17 protein-coding genes and 2 pseudogenes are annotated in these 19,420 nt (G+C 72.7%); 9 read left to right on the forward strand and 10 right to left on the reverse strand.

Annotated elements, in window-relative coordinates:
- Positions 1–90: 90 nt before the first annotated feature.
- The 3 genes and pseudogenes from ACV530_RS00070 to ACV530_RS00080 all read right to left on the reverse strand — a co-directional run bounded on the left by ACV530_RS00070 (position 91) and on the right by ACV530_RS00080 (position 2,579).
- On the reverse strand, positions 91–1,731 hold the full coding sequence (locus ACV530_RS00070) for a transposase family protein (protein WP_494330070.1): 1,641 nt from the start codon (positions 1,729–1,731) through the stop codon (positions 91–93).
- Positions 1,724–2,301 (reverse strand): annotated as a pseudogene (locus ACV530_RS00075) (IS607 family transposase). Before ACV530_RS00075 ends, ACV530_RS00070 begins: the two are co-directional and overlap by 8 nt.
- A 71-nt stretch (positions 2,302–2,372) precedes the next feature.
- A complete protein-coding gene (locus tag ACV530_RS00080; RefSeq protein WP_494330071.1) occupies positions 2,373–2,579 on the reverse strand; it encodes a hypothetical protein in 207 nt (68 codons plus the stop codon).
- A 162-nt stretch (positions 2,580–2,741) separates the two neighbouring features.
- Between ACV530_RS00080 and ACV530_RS00085 the strand changes: the two genes are divergently transcribed.
- On the forward strand, positions 2,742–3,383 hold the full coding sequence (locus ACV530_RS00085) for a GntR family transcriptional regulator (protein WP_494330072.1): 642 nt from the start codon (positions 2,742–2,744) through the stop codon (positions 3,381–3,383).
- A gap of 28 nt (positions 3,384–3,411) precedes the next feature.
- On the opposite strand, the gene ACV530_RS00090 is transcribed toward ACV530_RS00085, so the two are convergent.
- The gene (locus ACV530_RS00090) at positions 3,412–7,005 is read right to left on the reverse strand and encodes a hydantoinase B/oxoprolinase family protein (RefSeq protein ID WP_494330073.1); all 3,594 of its coding nucleotides are present in this window, start codon (positions 7,003–7,005) and stop codon (positions 3,412–3,414) included.
- Positions 7,006–7,076: 71 nt separating this feature from the next.
- On the opposite strand from ACV530_RS00090, the gene ACV530_RS00095 reads away from it, so the two are divergent.
- Positions 7,077–7,904, forward strand: coding sequence for an ATP-grasp domain-containing protein (locus ACV530_RS00095; protein ID WP_494330074.1), 828 nt, complete (start codon positions 7,077–7,079; stop codon positions 7,902–7,904).
- Here ACV530_RS00095 and ACV530_RS00100 read toward each other — a convergent pair whose 3' ends face one another.
- Together ACV530_RS00100 and ACV530_RS00105 are read right to left on the reverse strand one after the other, a co-directional pair.
- Entirely contained in the window at positions 7,905–9,059 is a 1,155-nt protein-coding gene (locus tag ACV530_RS00100) for a glycosyltransferase family 4 protein (protein WP_494330075.1), read from the reverse strand. It lies immediately after the preceding gene.
- A gap of 115 nt (positions 9,060–9,174) precedes the next feature.
- Entirely contained in the window at positions 9,175–9,348 is a 174-nt protein-coding gene (locus tag ACV530_RS00105; RefSeq protein ID WP_494330076.1) for a hypothetical protein, read from the reverse strand.
- Positions 9,349–9,567: 219 nt separating this feature from the next.
- On the opposite strand from ACV530_RS00105, the gene ACV530_RS00110 reads away from it, so the two are divergent.
- Positions 9,568–9,999: an SPW repeat protein gene (locus ACV530_RS00110; RefSeq protein ID WP_494330077.1), complete on the forward strand. Its 432-nt coding sequence runs from the start codon at positions 9,568–9,570 to the stop codon at positions 9,997–9,999.
- Positions 10,000–10,003: 4 nt separating this feature from the next.
- Here the strand turns inward: ACV530_RS00110 and ACV530_RS00115 are convergent, their stop codons facing one another.
- Positions 10,004–10,207: a hypothetical protein gene (locus tag ACV530_RS00115; RefSeq protein ID WP_494330078.1), complete on the reverse strand. Its 204-nt coding sequence runs from the start codon at positions 10,205–10,207 to the stop codon at positions 10,004–10,006.
- Positions 10,208–10,335: 128 nt separating this feature from the next.
- On the reverse strand, positions 10,336–10,653 hold the full coding sequence (locus ACV530_RS00120; RefSeq protein WP_494330079.1) for a hypothetical protein: 318 nt from the start codon (positions 10,651–10,653) through the stop codon (positions 10,336–10,338).
- A 345-nt stretch (positions 10,654–10,998) separates the two neighbouring features.
- Between ACV530_RS00120 and ACV530_RS00125 the strand changes: the two genes are divergently transcribed.
- On the forward strand, positions 10,999–12,312 hold the full coding sequence (locus ACV530_RS00125; RefSeq protein ID WP_494330521.1) for an FtsW/RodA/SpoVE family cell cycle protein: 1,314 nt from the start codon (positions 10,999–11,001) through the stop codon (positions 12,310–12,312).
- Between the two features lie 47 nt (positions 12,313–12,359).
- Positions 12,360–13,898, forward strand: a complete 1,539-nt coding sequence (locus tag ACV530_RS00130) for an ATP-dependent DNA ligase (RefSeq protein ID WP_494330522.1) — start codon at positions 12,360–12,362, stop codon at positions 13,896–13,898.
- A 135-nt stretch (positions 13,899–14,033) separates the two neighbouring features.
- On the opposite strand, the gene ACV530_RS00135 is transcribed toward ACV530_RS00130, so the two are convergent.
- Positions 14,034–14,438: an ankyrin repeat domain-containing protein gene (locus tag ACV530_RS00135; protein WP_494330080.1), complete on the reverse strand. Its 405-nt coding sequence runs from the start codon at positions 14,436–14,438 to the stop codon at positions 14,034–14,036.
- Between the two features lie 200 nt (positions 14,439–14,638).
- Here ACV530_RS00135 and ACV530_RS00140 point away from each other — a divergent pair, with 200 nt between their 5' ends.
- Together ACV530_RS00140 and ACV530_RS00145 are read left to right on the forward strand one after the other, a co-directional pair.
- Entirely contained in the window at positions 14,639–14,833 is a 195-nt protein-coding gene (locus ACV530_RS00140) for a hypothetical protein (protein ID WP_494330081.1), read from the forward strand.
- Between the two features lie 27 nt (positions 14,834–14,860).
- Positions 14,861–16,396 (forward strand): annotated as a pseudogene (locus ACV530_RS00145) (P-loop NTPase family protein); the annotation flags it as partial.
- On the opposite strand, the gene ACV530_RS00150 reads toward ACV530_RS00145, so the two are convergent.
- Positions 16,373–17,887: an SCO1417 family PLP biosynthesis transcription factor gene (locus ACV530_RS00150; protein ID WP_494330082.1), complete on the reverse strand. Its 1,515-nt coding sequence runs from the start codon at positions 17,885–17,887 to the stop codon at positions 16,373–16,375. The pseudogene ACV530_RS00145 and the gene ACV530_RS00150 sit on opposite strands and share 24 nt — an antisense overlap.
- 124 nt (positions 17,888–18,011) lie before the next feature.
- Between ACV530_RS00150 and yczE the strand changes: the two genes are divergently transcribed.
- Both yczE and ACV530_RS00160 read left to right on the forward strand, forming a co-directional pair.
- On the forward strand, positions 18,012–18,722 hold the full coding sequence (yczE, locus tag ACV530_RS00155) for a membrane protein YczE (protein ID WP_494330083.1): 711 nt from the start codon (positions 18,012–18,014) through the stop codon (positions 18,720–18,722).
- A gap of 251 nt (positions 18,723–18,973) precedes the next feature.
- Positions 18,974–19,348 carry an RNA polymerase-binding protein RbpA gene (locus ACV530_RS00160; RefSeq protein ID WP_004948858.1) on the forward strand — a complete coding sequence of 125 codons (375 nt, stop codon included), beginning with the start codon at positions 18,974–18,976 and terminating at the stop codon, positions 19,346–19,348.
- Positions 19,349–19,420 lie beyond the last annotated feature (72 nt).

A 19,420-nucleotide genomic window follows, 5' to 3' on the forward strand; every position in this document is an offset into this window, starting at 1 on the left:
CGATACCCGCCCGTGTGCGCTGCGCCGCCTGGGCGGCTCAGCCGGACAGCCAGGTCGACATCCTGCGGATCGGCATGGAGGACACCGTTTCTAGGGACTGAGCGGGAGTGAGTGCTGTTGCCAGTACTCATGCTCAGCCGAACGCCCCGAACGGTGTTGGGCGTTCTGGTCCACCGCGTTCGCTCCGCATTCGGCGCGCACGGATCGTGTCCGTGGTCCAGGGATGCGGGGGCGGTTTCCCTCACGCCCTCGGGTGCCCGATGGGGCCTGGGCGGTCCGATGCCCCGCACGATCGCTCTGGTCGTGCGGGGGCGGTGCCGTCCGTCGCCGGATCGGGTGCCCGAGGGCGCGCCTGCCGATCGCGATGCTCGCGGCATCGTGACGGGTCATGCTTCGTTTGGTGCTGGTAAGGGGCTTCTGCCAGTGCTGGGCGCCCCACTTGGAGGTGTAAGCCGGGTCCACGGCCACGATCGCGAGGTCGTGTTCGGCGGCCATGGAGACGAGGCGGGCCTTGAGCTTGCCGGTGGGCATGGCGGAGATCAGCTGCCGGAACTGCTTGCGGCGCCCGTGCTTCTCGCGGGTTTTCTCCGCTTGGAAGTCGAGGTTCTCGATGCCGATCGCAGCCACGCCGAGGCGCTTGGCCCAGTGCAGCAGACGGGTGATCGCGTGCCGGACCTGAGCGTCACAGTGATCGGCGGTGCCGGTCAGGCCGAAGAAGAAGCGGTGCGGGTTGCCGACGGGGTTGCTGTGCCGGTCGAGTTCGTAGGCGGCGAAGTGATCGGCGTTGGTGTCCACGCCGATCATGCCGTGGGCGCGGGCCGCGTCCAGCGGGAGCGTCTTGACAACGGAGCGCTGCCAGGATGCGGTGAGGTACCAGCGGTCGCGGGCCACGTCGTAGTGGATGCGGTATGCGACGGCACGGTCGGCGGTGACACGATCGGCCCACTCGCTGCCCCGGTGCTTGAACTGCACGCGGCCGGTGAGCGTGTACCGGCCGTTCCTGGTGTTCGCGTACTCAGCGAGCAGGACGGGCAGTTTGATGCTGATCTCGCCGTCGGGCGTGACGCGGATGGTCTCGTTGCCGAACCTTTTGCCGGACTCGCCGTCCGCGGCGAGGAACCGGCGCCCGGCCTCCCACCGCTGCCGCCAGGCAGCCTCACTCATCCCGGCGGCGTCGAGGTTGTGCCGGGTGTTCAGCAGACGCTTCCCTCCGCGTACGACATGCACGCGCCCGGCCTCACGGTCCGCCTGCACCCGCTCCAGCCGACCGCAAAGGACCTGCAGGCGACGGGACTTGGCGAACCACTCCTGCTTGCTGCGGTAGCCACCCGGCGCCCGCTTGGTGCCTTTCTTTCCGACCGGCTGGGACAGCCGGTGCCTCAGCGTGCGCACACCCGCTTGAAGAGACTGAATGTGCGCGAGCTGGCAGCGGCGGGCCAGCGCCCACTGATCGTGCGTGGCCTTCGTGATCGACCCTGCCCAGCGGGAGGACGACTCACTGGTCAACTCCCGCTTGCGGGCGGCCCACGTGTCGGTGGAGTGCTCCAGACCGTCCCGGCAGCGTGCGGCCAGGTCACGGGAAGCCAGCCTCCCCAAGTGCTCGCCCACCAGCCGCAGCACCTCCTCGTCTTGAGCGGACAGGTGCCGCAGCCGGTCACGGATCGCGACACCAGTCGGGCCAGGGGCGACGAACGGCGCCTCGACGGGGCGCAGACGCTTCCTCTCATCCATCGGCGGCCGCCGCCCGAAGGGCCTTTTCCGCCCGGTTGCGTGCCGAACGGCGACCGTACAGGCGGGCGCAGAACAACGTCAGCACCTCCACCATGTCACGCACCAGGCCGTCCGCAGCCTCACCAGCGTCCAGCACGATCAGACGCCGCCCGGACGCAGACAACGCGGCCTCAACCAGTTCCGTGTTCACCCACCCCAGCCGGTCCTTGCGCTCAACTGCGATCATGGTCACCTGCGGGTCGGCCAGCAGACGCCGCGCCCTGGCACACGAGCCGTTCACGCCCGAGGCGATCTCCGCCTCGCAGCGCACCACCCGGTGCCCCGACTGCGCGGCCCACTGCACCAGCAGCGCCATCTGCCGCTCCAGATCCTTCTTCTGGTCGCGTGAGCAGACCTGTGCGTACAGGCCCACGCCCCCAGTCGACTGCGGAGCCGCGTTGGCCTCCACATTCACCAGGATCGTGCGCGGACCCACACGCTCCGCGGGCACCGGCAAGGTCCCCTCACGGAACCACCGCCGCGCCGTCTGCGGAGCACACCCTGAGCCCTCGCCCACTCGGTCAGATTCACGCCGACGACCATACGGACCACTCACTCATGAGTGGTCATGATCGCCCATACACCACTAGAAAGAGTGCAGTTCAACACCCTACGCCGTCGACGCGGAGGGCCGGGTACACCTCGCCGACGATGTCCGGCTGCTGGACCTGGCACGGGAGGAACTGGAGCTGAGCGGCGCCGGCGTGGAGCTCGACCACAACGCGGCCTCCGAACGGATGGGGCTCCGGCAGGTCCGCGACTAGTTCCTGTCCGCCCAGCGCAGGCTCCCGCTGGGTGATCCTGGGCATCGCGACCCTCGCGACATCGGGGCCGTCGGCGCCTTCCTTTAGCGCGACCGGCTGACCGGACCGCCCCAACTCGCCGTACTCCGGAAGGCCTTGCGCCGGGCCGAGGTTTTGTTCAACAATCCTCGGACCGGCGCTCTGCCGCGTTCCCCTCCTGGAGACGCCATGGCCCGATCCACCGCGCAGCGCATCGCCGCGGTACTCCGCGACCGCATCGAGAGCGGCGGCCTGCCGCCCGGCACCCGGCTGCCCGAAGAGGCGCTCGGCAGCGAGCTCGACGTCTCGCGCAACACGCTGCGCGAGGCCTTCCGCCTCCTCGTCCACGACGGCCTGGTCGAACACCGGCTCAACCGCGGGGTCTTCGTCCGCGTCCTGGGGCCGGACGACGTCGCGGACATCTACCGCATACGGGGCGCCCTGGAGACCGCGGGCGTACGGGCCGCGGCCGGTGCCCCGGCTCCGCTGCTGGAGGCGGTCACGGCGGCCGTGTCCGAGGCGGAGTGGGCGGCCGACGACGGCGACTGGCGGGAGGTCGCCTCGGCGGACCTGCGCTTCCACCGCGCCCTCGCCGCTCTCGCCCGGAGCCCGCGCATCGACGCGGCCATGGACCGGCTGCTGGCCGAACTGCGCCTGGCCTTCCATACGATGCCCTCGCCGCGCCGCTTCCACGAACCGTTCCTGATCCGCAACCGCGCGCTCGAGCAGTTGCTGGCGAACGGCAGGCACGACCGCGCCGAAGCGGAACTCACCGCCTGTCTGAACGTTGCTCAGAGACTCATCACCGACGCGATGGCAGCCCACAGTTGACCTCCGCTGTCCCGCGTAAGCACGAACCCTACGGCCGCCCGTACCCTCCGCCGCCCGGAGTCCGTATGACCAGCACGTCCCCCACACCCACCTCCGCGACGTCGCAGCCGTCCAGCGCTACCACGCAACCGTCCGCGCGCTCCACCGTGTTGACGCCCAGCGCCCCGGGTTCACCGCCCGCCATCCCGTACGGAGGCACCCGGCGGTGGCCGGTGAGGAGGGCGACCGTCATGGGTTCCAGGAAGCGGATGCGGCGGACGACGCCGCAGCCTCCGTGCCACCGGCCGCGCCCGCCGCTGCCGTGCCGTACGGCGAAGCTCTCGACGCGCACCGGGCAGCGCCACTCGAGCACTTCGGGGTCGGTCAGCCGGGAGTTGGTCATGTGGGTCTGCACCGCGTCCGTCCCGTCGAAGCCGTCGCCCGCGCCGGAGCCGCTCGCCACGGTCTCGTAGTACTGCACGCGGTCGTTGCCGAAGGTGACGTTGTTCATCGTCCCGGAGCCCTCGGCCTGGACGCCGAGTGCCGCGTAGAGCGCGCCCGTGACGGCCTGCGAGGTCTCGACGTTGCCCGCGACGGTGGCGGCCGGGTGGACGGGGGCGAGCATGGACCCTTCGGGGATGCGCACCTCGAGGGGCTTGAGACAACCGCTGTTGAGCGGGATGTCCTCGGCGACGAGCGTACGGAAGACGTACAGCACCGCCGCCATGACCACGGAGCTGGGCGCGTTCGTGTTGTCCTCGCGCTGGGGCGACGTACCGGCGAAGTCGATGACGGCCCCGCGGGTGCCGTGGTCGACGGTGACGGCGACCTCGATGACCGCGCCGCTGTCCGTCTCGTAGCGGTACGAGCCGTCGCGGAGCCCGGCGACGATGCGGCGCACGGATTCCTCCGCGTTGTCCTGCACGTGCCGCATGTACGCCTGCACGACATCGAGGCCGAACTCGCCGGTCATGCGCCGCAGTTCACGGATCCCCTTCTCGTTGGCGGCGATCTGGGCGCGCAGGTCGGCGAGATTGGTGCCGGGGGCGCGGGAGGGGTGGGGGCCGGTGGTCAGCAGCTCGTACGTCTCCTGCTCGCGCAGTCTGCCGTCGCGCACCAGGAGCCAGTTGTCGAAGAGGACGCCCTCCTCGTGGATCGTGCGGCTGAAGGCGGGCATGGAGCCGGGGGTGATCCCGCCGATCTCGGCGTGGTGGCCGCGCGAGGCGACCAGGAAGAGCAGTTGCTCGCCCCGCTCGTCGAAGACGGGGGTGACGACGGTGATGTCGGGGAGGTGGGTTCCGCCGTGGTAGGGGTCGTTGATGGCGTACGCGTCGCCGGGGCGCATCGTTCCGGCGTTGCGCCGCAGCACTTCCTTGATGGACTCCCCCATCGAGCCCAGGTGCACGGGAATGTGCGGGGCGTTGGCGATGAGGTTGCCGTCCGCGTCGAAGAGGGCGCAGGAGAAGTCGAGCCGCTCCTTGATGTTGACGGAGTGCGCGGTGTTCTCCAGGCGCAGGCCCATCTGTTCGGCGATCGCCATGAAGAGGCTGTTGAAGACCTCGAGCATCACCGGGTCGACGCCGGTGCCGACGGCGGAGGTACGGGGGCGCGGGCGGACGCGGGTGAGCACGAGGTGTCCGCGCGGGCCCACGGTGAGCTGCCAGCCGGGGTCGACGACGGCGGTGGCATCGGCCTCGGCGACGATCGCGGGCCCGGTGACGACGTCCTGCGGGCGCAGATCGGTGCGCTCGTACAGCGGGGTGTCCCGCCACTCCCCCGCACTGAACATCCGTACAGTCTCGGCGGGTTGGGGCTCGCCCTGCCGTGGCGGGGGCGGCGGGCCGGCGGGGCGCGGCTCGCCCGCGGAGCCGGTGGCCTCGACGGACACCGCCTCGGCGACCAGCGGCTTGTCCATGGTGAAGGCGTAGCGGGCGCGGTGGATCCGGGCGAACTCCCCGGCCATCGCGGCGGCGCCGGCGAGGGGCACGGGGATGGCGGCGTCGGTTCCGGCGTAGCGCAGGTGCACCCGGGCGGTGGTGGTGACGGTCTCCTCGGGGATGCCGTCCGCGAGGAGTTCCTCGCGGGTGCGGTCCGCGAGGCGTGCGCATTCCTCGCGGATGCGGGTGACGGACCGCTCGTCCAGCTCGGCCTCGACGGCCTGTTCGCGCATGGCGGTGGCGTCGGCGACCCCGATGCCGTACGCGGACAGCACGCCGGCGAGCGGGGGCACGAGCACGGTGGTGATGCCGAGGGCGTCGGCGACCGCGCAGGCGTGCTGGCCGCCGGCTCCGCCGAAGCTGGTGAGCGCGTAGCGGGTGACGTCGTGGCCGCGCTGCACGGAGACCTTGCGGACGGCGTTGGCCATGTTGAGGACGGCGATGCCGAGGAAGCCGGCCGCGACCTCCTCGGGGCCGCGCTTGTCGCCCGCGGCGGCGGTCTCCTCGGCGAGTCGCGCGAACCGTTCGCGGACGGTGCGTACGTCGAGGGGCTGGTTCCCGTCCGGCCCGAAGACGGCGGGGAAGTGGTCCGGCTGCACCCGGCCGAGCATCACGTTCGCGTCGGTGACGGTCAGCGGTCCGCCGCGCCGGTAGCAGGCGGGGCCGGGCACGGCACCGGCCGAGTCGGGGCCGACGCGGTAGCGGCGCCCGTCGAAGTGCAGGACGGATCCGCCGCCCGCCGCCACGGTGTGGATGTCCGTCATCGGGGCGCGCATCCGCACACCGGCGACCTCGGTGCCGAAGACCCGCTCGAACTCCCCGGCGTAGTGCGACACATCGGTGGAGGTGCCGCCCATGTCGAAGCCGATGACACGCTCGTGCCCGGCCTCGGCGGAGGACCGCGCCATGCCGACGACGCCGCCGGCCGGGCCCGACAGCACGGCGTCCTTCCCCCGGAAGTGCGCCGCTTCCCGCAGCCCTCCGTTGGACTGCATGAACATCAGCCGCACGCCCCGGAGTTCGCGGGCGACCTCGTCGACGTAGCGGCGCAGGATCGGCGAGAGGTAGGCGTCCACGACGGTGGTGTCGCCACGGGGCACGAGCTTCATCAGCGGGCTCACCTCGTGGGAGCAGCTGACCTGGGTGAAGCCGAGGTCGCGGGCGAGCCGGGCGACGGCCTGCTCGTGCGCGGGGTGGCGGTATCCGTGCAGGAAGACGATCGCGGCGCTGCGGAAGCCGTCGCGGCGGGCCGCCGCGAGCGCCCCGGCCGCGGCGGTCAGGTCCGGGGCCCGTACGACTTCGCCGTGGGCGTCGGTGCGTTCGGGGACCTCGACGACCCGGCCGTAGAGCGCCTCGGGCAGCACGATGTGACGGTCGAAGAGGCGGGGGCGGTTCTGGTAGGCGATGCGCAGGGCGTCGCGGAACCCCTCGGTGACCACGAGGACCGTGGGCTCGCCGGTGCGCTCGAGGAGGGCATTGGTGGCGACGGTCGTCCCCATCTTGACGACGGCGATCCGTTCGGCGGGGAGGGGATCGCCGTCGGCGAGACCGAGGGCGAGCCGGATTCCGGCGACGGCCGCGTCGCGGCGGCGGCCGGGGTCGTGCGAGAGCAGCTTGTGGGTGACGAGCCGTCCGTCCGGCCGTTTGCCCACCACGTCGGTGAACGTGCCGCCGCGGTCCACCCAGAACTCCCAGCGTCCCGTCATGCCGCCATTGTCGCCTCGCGCGGCGCTGCCTGTAGGTTGAACGGGCACGTCGATCAAAAACGGGGGGAACCGTGCCCGCTGCCCAGCCTCGCATCCTGTATGTCACCGACCTCGCCTACCAGGCGCGGGGGCGCCGGTACTGCGACGAGGACATCTTCCTGTCGTCCCGGCTCCGCGAGGAGTTCGACATCGCCCTGTGCCATCCGCTGGACGCGGTCGCGCTGATGGACTCCTTCGACGCGGTCGTGGTCCGCAACAGCGGTCCGGTGCTGGGGTATCAGGCCGCGTACGACGCCTTCCGCGAGCGGGCGGCCGAGCGCGGCACGCGCGTCTACAACCAGCTGTCCGGCAAGGCCGACATGCGGGGCAAGCAGTACCTCCTCGACCTGACCGCCGCGGGGTACCCGGTCATCCCGACCGTCGACCGCGCCGAGGACACGGACCGCCTGCCCGAGGCCGACGAGTACGTGGTCAAGCCCAGGCTCGGAGCGGACTCCATAGGCCTGGAGTTCGTGAAGCGTGACCGGCTGGCGGACCTGGAGTACGGCGGCATCCTCGTCCAGCCGCGCATCCGCTTCCGCTACGAGGTCTCGTTCTACTTCATCGACCAGGACTTCCAGTACGCACTCCACGCGCCCCGCCCCGACCGGCGGTGGGAGCTGGAGACGTACGAACCCACCGCGGACGACCTGGCCTTCGCCCAGCGCTTCGTCGACTGGAACGGCATCGGGCACGGCATCCAGCGCGTGGACGCCTGCCGCACGCCGGAGGGCGGCCTCCTCCTCGTCGAGCTGGAGGACCTCAACCCGTATCTGTCGCTGGACCTCCTCGCCCCCGAGGCCCGCGACGCCTTCGCCGCGAACCTCAAGGCATCCCTGCACCGGCTGCTCGCCTCCTGATCACGCCGCGGCACCCCAGGTGCAGCGCTGGTCCAGGACCTCGCGGTAGTGGTCCAGCAGCCGGTCACCGACCGCCGACCAGCTGCGGCCGAGTACGGAGGCGCGCCCGGCCCGCCCGTACTCGGCCCGCTGCCGGCGCCCGGACTCCAGCGTCAGCACCGCGTCGCGCAACGCCTCGGCGTCGCACGGCCGTACGAGCAGCCCGGTGCGGGTGTGCTCGACGAGGTCGAGCGGGCCACCGGCGGCGGGCGCGATCACGGGCACGCCGCTGGCCTGTGCCTCCTGCACGGTCTGACAGAACGTCTCCAGCGGTCCCGTGTGGACGAAGACGTCGAGCGAGGCGAAGATCCTGGCGAGGTCGTCGCCCGTGCGGCAGCCGAGGAACCGCGCGCCCGGCAGGACCGTCCGCAGGGCGGCGGCGTGCGGGCCGTCGCCCACGACGACCACGCGCACGCCCGGCAGCGCGCAGACGGGCGCCAGCAGGTCCACCCGCTTCTCCGGGGCGAGCCGGCCCACGTACCCGACGATCATCTCCCCGGCCGGCGCCAGGGCCCGGCGCAGCTCCAGGTCGCGCCGGCAGGGGTGGAAGCGCTCGGAGTCCACGCCGCGCGGCCACAGCCGCACCCGGGGCACGCCGTGCGCGGCCAGGTCACGGGCGGCCGAGGAGGAGGGCGCGAGGGTGCGGTCGGCGGCGCGGTGCACGGCCCTGATCCGGCGCCAGGCGATGTTCTCCCCGACGCCCAGGTACACACGGGCGTAGGCGGCGATGTCGGTCTGGTAGACGGCCACGGCGGGCACGCCGAGCCGCACGGCGGCCGTCATGCCGCGGGCCCCGAGCACGAACGGGCTCGCCAGGTGGACGACGTCGGGGCGGTGACCGGCCAGCACCGCGGCCAGCCGGCGGCCCGGCAGGGCGATCCGGACCTGCGGATAGCCGGGCAGGGGCAGCGAGGGCACGCGGACGACGGGACAGGGTCCGGCACCGGTGACCGCGTGGCGGGCCTCCTGCCCGTCGCAGGGCATGCCCGGGCGGGCGGGGGTCACGACCAGTGGTTCATGGCCGCGTCGCACCAGGTGGCAGGCGGTCTGCCAGGCGCAGTGGGCAACGCCGTTGACGTCGGGCGGAAACGATTCGGTGATGATGGCGACACGCATAGGGACGTTGTCCATAGCCCGCGCGTGGAGCGGGCCACGTGGATCTGTCCGCCCGGGAAACGTCCCGTGAGCGTTGGCCGCGCCCGCTCAGTCGACGCCGCTCTGTCGATGCCGCTCAGTCGATGCCGCGGACGATGTGCGGCTCCGCGTCCTCCTCGTCGGGTACGGCGGTGTCGCCGGACGTCCCCGCGCGGCGGGCCGGGAAGCCGGCGCCGGAGGCCTCCGGCGTCTCTCCCCGCCCCGTCGCACACGGTCGCGGGCGCTCGTCCTGTCCTTCGGGATCTTCCATGACGTGGCTCCTCCCCCTGATGTGCCGGATGTCGCAGGGGCTCGGTCGACCCTGTGCCCCTCTTGAGACTTCCCCGGCCATCCGGCCGGTACGCGGCGTTCACCCGGACGTCATCAGATCGGACCATTCGCCCGCTATTCAGGTGAATTCACGCTCAATTGGGTTAAAATGCAACCAGGTCAAACCGCTTCTGGAAAGCCCGGAAAGAAGGTGGCTGACGTGACCGCCCCTACGTCACCCCGGATCGACCAGCACCCGGACATCATGGAGCTCCGCGCTCACTCCGAGGAGACGACGGCGACTCCCGCCGCCCAGGCCGTCGAGGCCCTCGCAGTCCTGTGCGGCGTCTACTTGGCCGCCTCGCCCTGGATCGTGGGCTTCAGCGGCTCGTCCACCCTGGCCGTCACCAACCTGATCACCGGTGTCGCCTATGCCTGCCTGGTCGGCGGCTTCGGGCACGCATACGAGCGAACCCACGCCATGAGCTGGGCCGCTCTCGGCATCGGCGTCTGGACGATCGTCTCGCCGTGGATCACGGCCGGGCACACCTTCGCACTGCGTGCCGAAATCAGCAATGTCGTCGTGGGCGCCGTCGCGTGTCTGGTCGCCCTCGCCCTGGCCGGGCTGGGGATGAGCAAGGCACGTCGCTAGAGCCTCACCCGTCCTCGGCCTCGGCAGACCCTGCCGCGACAGGGCAGGCGGCCCCGGACCCGGGCGGACCGTCGCCCGGGGCGGGGCCGCTCCCTGTGGCGGACCAGCCCGCCCGGTCGTCGTCGGCGAGTGCGCGACGCGCCCGCTTGCGCAGCTGGCTGTCCATGTCACGGCGGATCCGTCCGATGATCTCATCCATGTCGGGCATGCGGGCGACAGTAGAACCCGCCCGGCACCGGTGCGCCGCGAGCCGAGCGGCATTCACCCGCCCGGATGAACGGACTCCGCTTCCGCCCTCGGCAAACCCCCGCAAGCCGGGCGGGGCATGACGGGAGGTCAGGCGCCGACGAGCCGGTCACCTCCCATGGCGTACCAGCGGTCGCCGCTCTGCCGGGCCAGTCCGTGCTCGGCCAGCCCGCTCATGTGCTTGAGGACCGTACGCGGCTGGTAGCCCACCGCCTCGCACAGCTCGTCGACGGACGCGCCCCCGGCGCCGCGGGAGCGCAGCCCCTCCCAGGTGCGCACCGTGTGGCGGCCGAGGCCGGGGCGCACCGGCGGCGCCTCCGGGCGGGCGGTGTACGGGCGGGGCGAGCCGACGGGACGCGGCGTGCGGTTGACCCGGCGATGCCTGCGGCCCTTCTGGCGCTTGCTCATGAACCACTCTCCGTCCTGCATGGTGGATGCTGCGGTGTGCCGTGCGGGAAGCCGATCGCGCTGCGCACGTGAGGCGTGACGCACGGCAACCCTCAGTATCCGGCCACGACCCGAAGGATTGCGGATATGTGACGCTAGGGGCGTGCAGACAGTGAATGCGGAGCATGTGACGGGGTACGCCCGGTCACGGCGAAACCTTGGAAAACCCCGGGTTTTCCCCGGCCGGAGCCGATCAACATGACGGGTGTGACCGTGGAACCCGTACGAGTCGAGGGCAGCAGCGAGGACGACGCCTCGCGGGTGCCCTCCGACGTGCCCCGCCGACGCCGCCTGAGAGAGGCGGTGATGCTCGGCTTCGCCGTGCTGATCAGCTGCTTCGGCTACCTCTACACCGGCCTCGCGGTCGACGGCCGCGTACCCGGCGGCCTGGCCTCGTTCGCGGGCAGCATGGCGTGCCTGGCCCTGGTGCCGCACCTGGTGGTGCGCCGCTGGGCCCCGTACGCCGACCCGCTGATCCTGCCGCTGGCCACCGTGCTGTCGGGGATCGGGCTGGTGCTGCTGTACCGGCTCGACTTCGCCTACAGCGCGCGCTACCACTCCGCGGGGACGGCCTCGGGCCAGCTGATGTGGACCGTGATAGGCGTCACCGTCTGCGTCGGTGTGCTGATGCTGCTCAAGGACCACCGCCGGCTCCAGCGCTACATCTACCTGACGATGGCCGTGGCGCTGGTGCTGCTGATGGCGCCCGCCGCCTTCCCCGGCGACACCTACGGCGCCAAGCGCTGGATCTTCCTGGGGCCGCTGTCGTTCCAGCCCGGCGAGTTCGTGAAGACCATGATCGCGATCTTCTTCGCGGGCTATCTGGTCACCCACCGGGACGCGCTCGCGCTCACCGGCCGCAAGGTGCTCGGCGCCCGGCTCCCCCCGGGACGCCAGCTGGCGCCGATCCTCGCGGTATGGGTGCTCAGCCTGCTCGTCCTGGTCCTCGAGCGCGACCTGGGCACCTCGCTGATCTTCTTCGGGCTGTTCGTGGTGATGCTCTACGCGGCGACGCAGCGCACCAGCTGGGTCGTGTGCGGCCTGCTGATGGCCGTCGTGGGCGCCGCCGCGGTGGGCTCGATGGAGCCGCACGTCAAGGGGCGCATCGTCGCCTGGCTGCACCCGTTCGACATCTACCTGCCGGTGGGCCAGCGGCCCCCGGGGCTGATCTCCGACCAGGCCGCGCAGGCGCTGTTCAGCTTCGGCAGCGGCGGCGTCACGGGCACGGGCCTGGGCCGCGGCCACCCGGAGCTGATCGGCTTCGCGGGCCGCAGCGACTTCATCCTCACCACGGTCGGCGAGGAACTGGGGCTCGCCGGGGTGATGGCCGTGCTGCTGCTGTACGCGCTGCTGGTCCAGCGCGGGCTGAGCGTGGGCCTGCGCTCGCGCGACCCGTTCGGCAAGCTGCTGGCGGTCGGCATGGCGGCGGCGCTGGGACTCCAGGTCTTCGTGGTGGCCGGCGGCGTCATGGGCCTCATCCCGCTGACCGGCAAGGCCCTGCCGTTCCTGGCCAAGGGCGGGTCATCACTGGTGGCCAACTGGCTGATGATCGCGCTGCTGATCAGGATCAGCGACGGCGCGGGCCGGGCACGGGAACGCCCGGTACAGGTCAGCGGCTGAGAGCTGCGCGTGTCTTCATCGTCTGGCACCGTCGGACGATGGAGGGCATGCTGCTGGCCGAGCCCGCCCGGGTGTCCGAGGCCGTCGCCGCGACGAGCGCGCGGTCGCGGAAGACCGCGCTGCTGGCCGGGCTGCTGGGGGACGCGGAGCCGGACGAGGTACCGGTGGTCGTCACCTGGCTGGCGGGGCGGCTGCCGCAGCGCAGGACCGGGGTGGGCTGGAGCACGCTGCGGCACGCCCCGGCCCCGGCGGACGCGCCGTCCCTGACCGTACGGGAGGTGGACGAGGCGCTGACCGGGATCGCGGCGGTGGCGGGCCGGGGCGCGCAGGCCGAGCGCAGGCGCCGGGTGGAGGAACTGCTGGCGCGGGCCACCGCGCGGGAGCAGCACTTCCTCGTGCGCCTGATCGGCGGCGAGCTGCGCCAGGGCGCGCTCGACGCGCTCGTCATCGAGGGGCTCGCGGCCGCCGCGGGCGCCGCGCCGGAGGAAGTGCGGCGCGCGGTGATGCTGGGCGGCTCGCTGGGCGCGGTGGCCCGGACGCTGCTGTCGGAGGGGCCCGCGGCGCTGGCGGGGTTCCGGCTGGAGGTGGGGCGCCCGGTGCTGCCGATGCTGGCCCACAGCGCCAAGGACGTCGACGAGGCGCTGGACCGGCTCGGGCCGTGTGCGGTGGAGGAGAAGCTGGACGGGATCCGGGTGCAGGTGCACCGGTCCGGCGCGGAGGTACGGGTCTTCACCCGCACCCTGGACGAGATCACCGGGCGGCTGCCCGAGCTGGTCGCGGCGGCCGGGGAGCTGCCGGTCGCCTCGGCCGTGCTGGACGGCGAGGTGATCGCCCTGGACGATACGGGCCGGCCGCGCCCGTTCCAGGACATCGCCGGGAGGGTCGGTTCACGGCCCGGGCCGGCGAAGGCGGGTGCCGCGCTGCCGCTGTCACCGGTCTTCTTCGACATCCTGGCCGTGGACGGCCGTGAGCTGCTACACCTGACGACCGCGGAGCGCCATGCGGAGCTGGCCCGGGTGGTGCCCGCGCCGCTGCGCGTCCGCCGGGTCGTGGTCGGGGACCCGGCCGACGCCTCGGCGCGCGCCGAGGCCCGGGCATTCGCCGCGGAGGTGCTGCGGCGCGGCCACGAGGGGGTGGTGGCCAAGGCACTGGACGCGCCGTACAGCGCGGGCCGGCGCGGTGCGTCCTGGCTGAAGGTGAAGCCGGTCCGCACCGTGGACCTGGTGGTGCTGGCCGCCGAGTGGGGTCACGGGCGGCGCACGGGGAAGCTGTCCAACCTGCACCTGGGGGCCCGGCTGCCGGACGGCTCGTTCGCGATGCTGGGCAAGACGTTCAAGGGCCTGACGGACGCGGTGCTGGCCTGGCAGACGGAGCGCCTGCGGGAGCTGGCCGTCGAGGACGACGGGTGGGTGGTGACCGTACGGCCCGAGCTGGTCGTGGAGATCGCCTTCGACGGACTCCAGCGGTCCTCCCGGTACCCGGCGGGCATCGCGCTGCGGTTCGCGCGCGTGGTGCGGTACCGGGAGGACAAGAGCGCGGCGGAGGCCGACACGGTGGAGGCCGTACGGGCCTCGGTGCACGGTTAGGGCTTGTCCGGCGCGTCTTCGCCGCGCGGCCCCGTGGCTGCCCGGCCGGGAGGCCCGGGGGCGGAGCCCCCGAGTCCTTGTCCGCCGCAACGGCGATCGGCCAAGACGGCGGAGTCCGGCGGTGCCGGATTCCGCTCAGCCGCCGAGGAGCTCGAGCAGGTCCTGGCGACCGAACATGGCCGCCGTCTCGCGCGCTGACGGTGTCCCGGCGTCGGGGTCCGCGCCGTGCGCGACCAGGGCGCGCACCACGTCCGCCTCGCCCTTGAAGACGGCGCCCGCCAGTGCCGTCTGCCCGCGGTCGTTGGGCCGGTTCGCGTCGGCGTCGCGCTCGAGCAGGGCGGTGACCGTCGCGGCGTGCCCGTGGTAGGCGGCCAGGAGGAGGAGCGAGTCCCCCTTGTCGTTGGTGAGGTTCACCGGGACCCCGGCGTCCACATAGGCGGCGAGGGTGTCGGTGTCACCGTGTCGCGCCAGGTCGAAGACCTTGGCGGCGAGCTGGAGCACCTCGGGGTCGTGGGCGGGCTCGGGGGTCGGCTCGGACATCTCTCGGTCCTCCGGTTCAGGCGCGCTACGGGTGTCCGCACCACCCTATGTACGACGGTGCGCTGCCCGGCCACGCCGGGGCCGTTCAGGTGATTTGAACGACCGGTCACTCTTACGCCGCCGCCCCCGATTTGCCGATGTGCCACTTGCTGTGAGGCTGGAAGCACCCATGGTGACCACCCTCACTACAGGAGAACTCAATGATCCTTTCGATCTCCGGCGTCGTACTGCTGGGTGTCATCGCGTTCCTGTTCTTCCGCAAGGACGGCCTGAAGTTGTCCCACGCGCTCGTGTGCGCGCTCTTCGGCTTCTACCTCGCGGGCACGGCCATCGCTCCCAGCATCAAGGCGGGCGGCGCGAGCCTCGCCGGGCTGCTGGGCGAGCTGCGTTTCTGACACCGTCCACCACACCGGGAGGCCGACGTGGGCCGCCGAGGACTCAACCGCCCGCCTGACGGGCGGGCTCCGCTCGACCGCGGCCGCGAGCTGGCCGGCACGGTCGGCGACAGCGCCCGGGATGTGCTCCATCCTCTGTTCACCATCGCCCGAGGCCTGCGCTCCCTGGCCGGGGCCGCCCGGCGCGGCTGGGACCGGACGCCGCGGGACCGCCGGGGCTCGGCCCTGCTGCTCGCGGCCTCCTGCGTGCTCATCGTGGCACTCGTCCCCTACGGCCCGCCGCTCGCCGCGGCCGCCCTGCTGGCGGCCGGGGCCTGGCGGGGCCGGGACCGCGCCGCCAGGCCGGCACACGGCGAGGAGGAGGACGCCGCGCGCCTCCAGGCGCTGTACGACGCCCTCGTGCCGTACTTCTCCTCCCCCATGGACCCGGAGCCGCTCTACGCGCACGGCGGCGACTGGACGCAGGTGTTCGACGAGCCGGTCTTCGACGACGACGGGCGGCTGGCCGCGCTGCGGCTGCGCTACCCCGCGTACTTCACCGACGGCGAGCCCGAGTCCCGGACCAGGATCGAGCGGCTGCTCCAGGTCAAGGCCGGGCGGGGGCGGGAGTACCGGTTCGACTGGGACGAGGAGGCGGGCCGGCTCGCCCTGTGCGCGCTGGACCCGCTGCCGACCGACATCTGGGCCCAGCGCTTCGTGACCGCCCCCGGGGAGACCGTGCTCGGCTTCACCGACGCCGGCGCGGTGCAGCGGACCCTGCCGGTGACCGGCGGCGGCCCGGACCGCGACGTCCCGCCCGTCCTGTGGCGCACCGGACAGCGCTCCACCGAGCCCCATCTGCTGGTCCTCGGCAGGTCCTCCTCCGGTGTCACGACGCTGCTGCGCTCCGTCACGCTGCAGGCCCTCCACCACGGCGACGTGGTCGTGGTGGACGGCAGCGGCACGGGCCAGTACGCGTTCCTCGCCGGCCGTCAGGGCGTGCTCGCCGTCGAGTCCTCGCTCACCGGCGCCCTGTCCGCCCTGGAGTGGGCCTCCCACGAGACCCAGCGCCGGCTCATGGCCGCCAACCACGCCCGCCGTGACGGCGGCCCGGCGCCCGAGGACGTCCGGCGCCCGCTGTGGGTGGTCGTCGACCGGCCCGCCGCCCTCGGCGAACTCGCCGCGGGCGAGGGGCGGCCCGACCCGCAGGAGCTGCTCCAGGTGCCGCTGCGGCACGGCCGGGCCGCGAACGTCACGGTCGCCGTGGGCGAGGACGCCGACGCCGCGAGGCTGCTCGCCGAGCACGTGCACACCCACACCCGCGCCCGGGTGGTGCTCGGCGCGGTCGGCCACGACCGCATGCCGGCGGCCCTCGGCGCGCCGCCGCTCACCACGCCGGTCGACGACGTGCCGCCGGGCCGGGGGTACGCGCGGCTGGGCACCGGGCCCGTCCTGCGCGTCCAGGTGCCGGCCACCCCGGACCCGTACGACGAGGAGACCGACGAGGCCCAGCGGCAGGCCGTGCTGGCGCTGCTGCCCGCGGCACCGGCCGCGGGCGGCTCAGGCGACGTACGTGCGCGGGCTCTCGGCGGCGGCGGGGGCACCGGCCGCCACCAGGCGGGCGGCCTCGGCGAGCCGTACGGCGGCTTCCTCGGCGACCGGCCCGCGTACGGTGAAGGGCAGCCGGACGTAGCCCTCGAAGGCGCCCTCGACCCCGAAGCGCGGACCGGACGGCACGCGTACCCCCAGCTGCTCCCCGACCTGGGCGATGCGCGACCCGGAGAGCCCTCCGGTGCGTGCCCACAGGGTGAGGCCGCCGCGTGGCACGGTGAACTCCCAGTCGGGCAGGTGGCGTCCGAGTGCGGCCACGACAGCATCACGGCTCTCGCGGACCTCGTCTCGCCGGATCGCCAGGGCGGATTCCCATCCTTCGGTGGTCAGCAGCCAGGCGACCGCGAGCTGTTCGAGCACGGGGGTGCCGAGGTCGGCGTAGGCACGGGCCGCCACAAGGCTGCGGATGACCTCGGGGGCGGCGCGTACCCAGCCGATCCGCATCCCGGCCCAGAAGGACTTGCTGGCCGAGCCCACGGTGACGACGGTGCTGCCCGCGGGGTCGAAGGCACAGACGGGGCGCGGCAGTTCGAGGCCGGGCTCGAGCAGCAGCTCGGACATGGTCTCGTCGGCGACGAGCACCGTGCCGGGGGCCCGGGCCGCCTCGACGAGGGCGCGCCGCTGCTCCTCGGGGGCGAGGGCGCCGGTGGGGTTGTGGAAGTCGGCGATGACGTAGGCGAGGCGGGGGGCGGCGTCGCGCAGGACCTGGCGCCAGGCGGGCAGGTCCCAGCCGGCGAGCCGGTCCGCCATCGCCACCGGTACCAGTCGGGCGCCGGCTTCGCGCATGAGCTGAAGGACGTTGGCGTACGAGGGTGACTCGACCGCGACGCGCTCGCCGCGCCCGGCCATCAGCCGGCAGATGGCGGCGACGGCGCCCATCGCCCCGGTGGTGACCATGATCTGCTCGGGCATGGTCGGGATGCCGCGCGCGGTGTAGCGGTCGGCCAGCGCCTGGCGCAGGACGGGCAGGCCCGCGGGGTAGTCGCCGTGGGTGTGCGCGTAGGGCGGCAGTTCCTCGAGGGCGCCCTGGAAGGCGCGGGTGAGCCAGGGTTCGGGGGCGGTCAGCGCGGCGCAGCCGAGGTCGATCACCGAGCCGCGGGACTCCGGCGGCAGCGGGTCGAGCGCGCGCGTGGGCAGCGGGCTGCCGGCGGGCACGGCGGTCCAACTGCCCGCGCCGCGGCGGGACTCGAGGAAGCCCTCGCCGCGCAGCGCCTCGTAGGCGGAGGCCACGGTGGTGCGGCTGACGGCCAGGGCGGCGGCGAGCTCCCGCTCGGCGGGGAGCCGGGCCGCCACCGGTACGCGGCCCTCGAGGACGAGCAGCCGGACGCGGTCGGCGAGCGAGCGGTAGGCCGGGACCCGGCGGCCGTCGATGGGCGTCACGGCGGACCGTGCGCCGCGCCCGTACTGCGCGTCGAGAAGACGAGCGAGCTGCTGTGCCCCCACGGAAGCGGTCCACTGAGTCATCGTTGCAGTCCACCTTTTTGGAATTGGCCATGGATCATGGGTTGTCCCAGTCCACAGACTGCCATGCGACAGGCCACGCGCACCACCTTCCGGTGCCACCGGCCATCAGTACCGGGAGGGGTAAATGTCCGCGTCGAGGTCTGTGCCGATCAGTTTCGCGCCCGGAGGGCGGCGGCTCACGCGCCGTCTCGTCCAGCTCTACGTCGGCCTGGCGCTGTACGGGGTGAGCGGCGGGCTGCAGGTGCGGGCCGGGCTCGGGCTCGCGCCGTGGGACGTGCTCAACCAGGGCGTCGCGCGCCTCACCGGCCTGTCGATCGGCACGGCCAGCATCCTCATCGGCGCGCTGGTGCTGGCGCTGTGGATTCCGCTGCGGCAGCGTCCGGGGCTCGGCACGGTCTCCAACGTGCTGCTGATCGGGCTGGGCATGGACGCGACCCTGAGCGTGGTGCCGGCGCCCGGCTCGCTGTGGGTGCGGGTGCCGCTGATGCTCTTCGGCATCGTCCTGTGCGGGGCGGCGACCGGGCTCTACATCTCCCCGCGCTTCGGCGCCGGCCCGCGCGACGGCCTGATGACCGGGCTGCACCGCAGGACGGGCCGCTCGCTGCGGCTGGTGCGGACGTGCATCGAGGTGGCGGTCCTCGCGACCGGATTCACCCTGGGCGGCACGGTGGGCGTGGGCACGGTGCTCTTCGCGGTCACGATCGGCCCGCTGTCACAGTTCTTCCTGCGCCTCTTCGCACCCTCCGAGCCCCTTGCGGCACCCGCCGCGGCGGCCGAAAACGTCACACCCGACCACGTGGTCCCCGCACTCACACCAGCCCCGGTGCACGACTGAAACAGCGAGCGCGGTAGTGTACGCCCTTGACCCATTGGATGAACCGTTACTGCGCGCTAAAGCCATGGAAACGCAGGGTGACATCTGTTGTCAGATGTGACAAACCGGGCGCTGATGGGTACAACAAGGGGCGGCACGACGGGCGACGCATGTCCCCCTACGGGGAATCTTCACCGCCGACCGGACGTTGACCGGATGACGACGACAGCGACACCTGTCCTGTGGGCGACAAGCCCGGGAGGCACGAATTCATGAGTGAGCGAGCTCTCCGCGGCACGCGACTTGTGGTGACCAGCTACGAGACCGACCGCGGCATCGACCTGGCCCCGCGCCAGGCGGTGGAGTACGCATGCCCGAACGGCCATCGATTTGAGATGCCGTTCTCGGTGGAGGCGGAAATTCCGCCGGAGTGGGAGTGCAAGGCGTGCGGCGCCGTGGCACTCCTGGTGGACGGCGACGGTCCCGAGGAGAAGAAGGGCAAGCCCGCACGCACGCACTGGGACATGCTCATGGAGCGACGCACCCGCGAGGAGTTGGAGGAGGTGCTGGCCGAGAGGCTGGCCGTTCTGCGCTCCGGCGCCATGAACATCGCCGTGCATCCGCGGGACACCCGCAAGTCGGCCTGACGGCCGCACGGCACCACGCATAAAGGGCCCGGGGGGGGGGGGGGGGGGGGGAGGGGGAGGGGAGGTCGTGTG

The organism is Streptomyces sp. SX-6 (assembly GCF_059089585.1).

Excerpts from the sequence above, each read along its gene's own strand:
- ACV530_RS00070 (WP_494330070.1), bottom strand. The coding sequence starts at position 1,731 with ATGGATGAGAGGAAGCGTCTGCGCCCCGTCGAGGCGCCGTTCGTCGCC.
- yczE (WP_494330083.1), top strand. The coding sequence starts at position 18,012 with ATGTCCGCGTCGAGGTCTGTGCCGATCAGTTTCGCGCCCGGAGGGCGG.
- ACV530_RS00140 (WP_494330081.1), top strand. The coding sequence starts at position 14,639 with ATGATCCTTTCGATCTCCGGCGTCGTACTGCTGGGTGTCATCGCGTTC.
- ACV530_RS00105 (WP_494330076.1), bottom strand. The coding sequence starts at position 9,348 with ATGGAAGATCCCGAAGGACAGGACGAGCGCCCGCGACCGTGTGCGACG.
- ACV530_RS00085 (WP_494330072.1), top strand. The coding sequence starts at position 2,742 with ATGGCCCGATCCACCGCGCAGCGCATCGCCGCGGTACTCCGCGACCGC.
- ACV530_RS00130 (WP_494330522.1), top strand. The coding sequence starts at position 12,360 with ATGCTGCTGGCCGAGCCCGCCCGGGTGTCCGAGGCCGTCGCCGCGACG.
- ACV530_RS00150 (WP_494330082.1), bottom strand. The coding sequence starts at position 17,887 with ATGACTCAGTGGACCGCTTCCGTGGGGGCACAGCAGCTCGCTCGTCTT.
- ACV530_RS00135 (WP_494330080.1), bottom strand. The coding sequence starts at position 14,438 with ATGTCCGAGCCGACCCCCGAGCCCGCCCACGACCCCGAGGTGCTCCAG.
- ACV530_RS00125 (WP_494330521.1), top strand. The coding sequence starts at position 10,999 with ATGCTCGGCTTCGCCGTGCTGATCAGCTGCTTCGGCTACCTCTACACC.
- ACV530_RS00080 (WP_494330071.1), bottom strand. The coding sequence starts at position 2,579 with ATGCCCAGGATCACCCAGCGGGAGCCTGCGCTGGGCGGACAGGAACTA.
- ACV530_RS00120 (WP_494330079.1), bottom strand. The coding sequence starts at position 10,653 with ATGAGCAAGCGCCAGAAGGGCCGCAGGCATCGCCGGGTCAACCGCACG.
- ACV530_RS00115 (WP_494330078.1), bottom strand. The coding sequence starts at position 10,207 with ATGCCCGACATGGATGAGATCATCGGACGGATCCGCCGTGACATGGAC.
- ACV530_RS00100 (WP_494330075.1), bottom strand. The coding sequence starts at position 9,059 with ATGCGTGTCGCCATCATCACCGAATCGTTTCCGCCCGACGTCAACGGC.
- ACV530_RS00090 (WP_494330073.1), bottom strand. The coding sequence starts at position 7,005 with ATGACGGGACGCTGGGAGTTCTGGGTGGACCGCGGCGGCACGTTCACC.
- ACV530_RS00160 (WP_004948858.1), top strand. The coding sequence starts at position 18,974 with ATGAGTGAGCGAGCTCTCCGCGGCACGCGACTTGTGGTGACCAGCTAC.